This window comes from bacterium, assembly GCA_037147175.1.
GTDB lineage: Bacteria > Cyanobacteriota > Vampirovibrionia > Gastranaerophilales > UBA9971 > UBA9971.
On the sequence record JBAWVS010000098.1, the window covers coordinates 1 to 3,719 of the forward strand.

The following is a 3,719-nucleotide window of genomic DNA, read 5'->3' on the forward strand; positions in this document are numbered from 1 at the left end:
TAAAATATGATTCATTTTATCACGTTTTGTATTCAAATATCTTTCATTGTATTTAGTTTTGTCGATGTTCATAGAAACCCTGTCGACAATTTCAAGATCATAGCCTTCAAGTCCGATGATTTTCTTTGGATTGTTGGTTATAAGGCGGAATTTTTTAATACCTAGATCTAAAAGTATTTGCGCTCCAACGCCATAATCTCTTAAATCAGGTGCAAATCCCAATGAAACGTTGGCTTCTACCGTATCCTGCCCCTGCTCTTGCAGGACATAAGCCCTAAGCTTGTTAATTAAGCCGATGCCTCTTCCTTCGTGAGCTCTTAGGTATACTAAAGCACCCAATCCTTCTTTTTGAATAAATTCAAGCGCGCTTGCAAGCTGGTCACCGCAGTCGCATCTTTGGCTGTGGAAGATATCTCCTGTCAAACATTCGCTGTGCATTCTTACAAGAGGTATTGAATTTGTAAAATCCTCTGAAGTTCCCTTAACAAGAGCCACATGCTCTGTATTATCCAGTCTGTTTATGTATCCGTAAATGTCAAAATCTCCATAAGCAGTTGGTAAAGATGCTTTTATAACTTTTTCCACGAATCTTTCGTTTCTTAGTCTGTATTTTATAAGCTGTGCAACGGTAATGAACTTTAAATCGTGTTTTTTAGCAAATTCAACAAGCTCGTTGCGTCTTGCCATAGTGCCGTCTTCGTTAAGTATTTCGCAAATAACGCCTGAGGGAATAAGTCCTGCCAATTTTGCAAGGTCTACGCTGGCTTCGGTTTGTCCGACACGCTTTAAAACTCCGCCCGGTTTTGCTTCAAGCGGGAAAATATGCCCCGGTCTTCTCAAATCGGTCGGTTTGGAATTCGGGTCAACAAGTACTTTTATAGTTGCGGCTCTATCCTGCGCTGAAATGCCTGTAGTTACGCCATAAGAGGCAGCAGCATCAACACTTACGGTAAAAGCTGTTCCCTGCGCTTCTGTGTTTGAATGAACCATTTGTTCAAGTCTTAATTCTTTTGTTCTTTCAGGTGTTAAAGTTGCACAAATCAAGCCTCGTGCTTCTTTTACCATGAAATTTATTATTTCGGGAGTGATTTTTTCAGATGCGCAGACCAGATCTCCTTCGTTTTCTCTGTCCTCATTGTCTGCTACTATAACCATTTTGCCGTCTTTAATGTCCTGAATTGCCTCTTCGACGGTACTAAATTCAAATCTATCCTGATTAGCCTTGTTAATATTTGTGTCCAGCATACCCATTTATTCTAAAAACCCGTATTCCTGTAAATAATTCATAGTAATATTTTCAGTTTTATTATCCTTCGCAAAAACAAACTTTTCAACATACTTTGCAAAAATATCTGATTCAAGGTTTATTTTGTCGCCTGTATTTAAATTTGGCAAATTTGTTTCTTTTAATGTCATCGGGATAACGGAAACTGTAAAAATATTTCCTTCAATAGAAGCAACAGTAAGGCTTACTCCGTTAATACAGATAGAGCCTTTGTAAATGATGTATTTTGAAACATTATTTGGGGCTTCAAAATAATAAACATCAGCCATACCCTGATTGGTTTTTCTTTTGAAAATCCCTACTCCGTCGACATGACCGCTTACAATATGCCCTCCGAATCTTCCGTTCGCAGGCATTGCCCGTTCTAAATTAACTTTTCTTCCTGTTTGAAAGTCTTTAAAAGTTGTTAAATCAAGAGTTTCTTTTGCAGCTTCGACATCAAAACCGTTAGTTCTCAATTTGACGACCGTCTGGCAGGCTCCGTCAATGGCAACACTGTCTCCGAGTTTTAAGTCGTCAAGAATTTTGGAGCATGTAACAGAAATTACCGCTCCCTGCGACTGTTTCACCACCGAAGATATTATTCCGATTTCTTCTATTAAGCCTGTAAACATATAATTTTTGTAGCATAAAGACAAAAATTATTAAACAGTTAGACTTCAAAAACCATTTTTTGAATATCTGCACCGTCAACGTTTCTTAAATCTTGTTCAAGCTTGTTAATATCAGCCTCATCTCCGATAACATCAAGAAGAATTACGCCATCAGGAGAGCAAATATTATCACTTGCGGTATGAAGACCTATTCTTGTTTTGATATTACAGCCGTGACGGGACAGAATTTCCTGAAAAGCTGTTGCTGTTATAGTTCTTTTTCTTAATAAAATCCCCAAAACTGTTGTTTTTGCCATGAAATAATCTCCTTTGCGAACAAGTTTTTTACACAAATAATTAAAGCATATTTTTTAAAAATTTAATAATAATCAAGCGGGTAAAATTTATATAAAAATATGTTTTTATTAATTAACCTGTCATTGTAAGTAAGCCCAAAGTGCTGACGTGGCAGCCCATTTTAATTTTTATAGATTGCTTCGCTTTCAATTAAGATTTTAGTTAACTCAAATTGCCAATTAATTTTTTATTGTCATGTTGAGCAAAGCGAAACATCTGTCCCTTTTGGGTTTTAGTTTAAATGCTGTTTTGGGCAGATTCTTCGGGTTAAAACCCTCAGAATGACAATACAATTATCTGGCAATGATGACTTCAGTTACGCAGGTTTTTTTGTAGTTATGAAATTATTATTGGAAGAACCGAGGATTTTGATTCCGTTATTTGCTGAAGCTGCGGGTGCAGGTGCAGGGGAAGAGCCTCTTCTTCCTGTATAAACATCTTCACTAACAGGCTGGCTACCTGATGAGCCTCTGCCTGTCTTATTTTCTGCGTTTCCTTTAAATGCAATATTTTTGTAATTCGGGGTTGAAAATTTTTGTTGAACTGAATTAAACATTATATATTTCCTTTCCTCTTTAAATAAATTAAATATACAAAAGTATAAAAACTCCTCAATAAAAAAGTTAATAGTCCAGTTCAGTCTTTTTTACAAAACTTTATAAATATTTTTTACTCAGGTTTTTATTTTAATTTTCTTTTCAAAAATATCCAGATCAAAAATATCTCTGGGCGTCAATAATGATACATTTGTTTGAGGAGGAATAATTTTCATTTCTTTTAGAAAACTTCCTATAAGTCCTGCACAGTTTAAGCGTTTAGGATTTTCCGATATTTTAGGAAAATCCATAAGACAATTCATTCCCAGTTTTATACAATTTTTAAAAGTTTCAAAGGGAGTTTGCGCAAGTTTATTTAAAGTAGTCTTAAATTCAAGTGATTTTGACAATAATTCTTTTCGAATTTCAGGCTTAAGTTTGCAAATATAAGCTGCTTTATAATCAGTAGATAAATCTCCGAATACATCGCTTAATTCTTTTTTCCATACTGTCAGGGCTCCAATACGTTCTGAGCCCATGCATTCTCTATTAGTGAGAACTAACTCTACATGATTTATTTTTGATTTTGTAGCAGCTTTAACTACTAAAGCTTTTAGTCCTTTTCCTACAAACGCAACTATATCGCCCGGCTCACACATCTCGATTATTTCAGCTTTATTAGTTGGATTTAATTCTATAAAGCTTTGAATATATTTGTCGGGCAAATGTAATCTTTTGGCTGAAAAAGATAATCTGTTCGGTGTAAAGGTACTGGAAATCACTTTTGAGCCTATCTCCTTAAATACAGTTATTTACTTATTTAAAAAAATGCTCAAAAAAATTAATTGTCAGTTTTTCAAAATTCATTTACAAATATTCACAACTTTTAACAACTATACTGAAACGAGTTTGTTTTCAGGAAAACCGGCAAAGCCGGATTTTCCCGAA

At 35.1% G+C, this 3,719-nt stretch carries 5 protein-coding genes; all 5 read right to left on the minus strand.

Annotated elements, in window-relative coordinates; translation table 11 throughout:
* The coding region (locus WCG23_13150; protein ID MEI8390818.1) for a bifunctional 3,4-dihydroxy-2-butanone-4-phosphate synthase/GTP cyclohydrolase II at positions 1–1,251 on the minus strand (1,251 nt) is incomplete at its 3' end.
* Positions 1,252–1,899, minus strand: a complete 648-nt coding sequence (locus tag WCG23_13155) for a riboflavin synthase (protein MEI8390819.1) — start codon at positions 1,897–1,899, stop codon at positions 1,252–1,254.
* Positions 1,900–1,937: 38 nt separating this feature from the next.
* Positions 1,938–2,195 carry a hypothetical protein gene (locus WCG23_13160; protein ID MEI8390820.1) on the minus strand — a complete coding sequence of 86 codons (258 nt, stop codon included), beginning with the start codon at positions 2,193–2,195 and terminating at the stop codon, positions 1,938–1,940.
* Between the two features lie 356 nt (positions 2,196–2,551).
* Positions 2,552–2,791 carry a hypothetical protein gene (locus WCG23_13165; GenBank protein MEI8390821.1) on the minus strand — a complete coding sequence of 80 codons (240 nt, stop codon included), beginning with the start codon at positions 2,789–2,791 and terminating at the stop codon, positions 2,552–2,554.
* 117 nt (positions 2,792–2,908) lie between these two features.
* The gene (locus tag WCG23_13170) at positions 2,909–3,553 is read right to left on the minus strand and encodes a hypothetical protein (protein MEI8390822.1); all 645 of its coding nucleotides are present in this window, start codon (positions 3,551–3,553) and stop codon (positions 2,909–2,911) included.
* Between the last annotated feature and the right edge of the window lie 166 nt (positions 3,554–3,719).

Coding starts and splice junctions, on each gene's coding strand:
- WCG23_13155 (MEI8390819.1), bottom strand. CDS start 1,899: ATGTTTACAGGCTTAATAGAAGAAATCGGAATAATATCTTCGGTGGTG.
- WCG23_13160 (MEI8390820.1), bottom strand. CDS start 2,195: ATGGCAAAAACAACAGTTTTGGGGATTTTATTAAGAAAAAGAACTATA.
- WCG23_13165 (MEI8390821.1), bottom strand. CDS start 2,791: ATGTTTAATTCAGTTCAACAAAAATTTTCAACCCCGAATTACAAAAAT.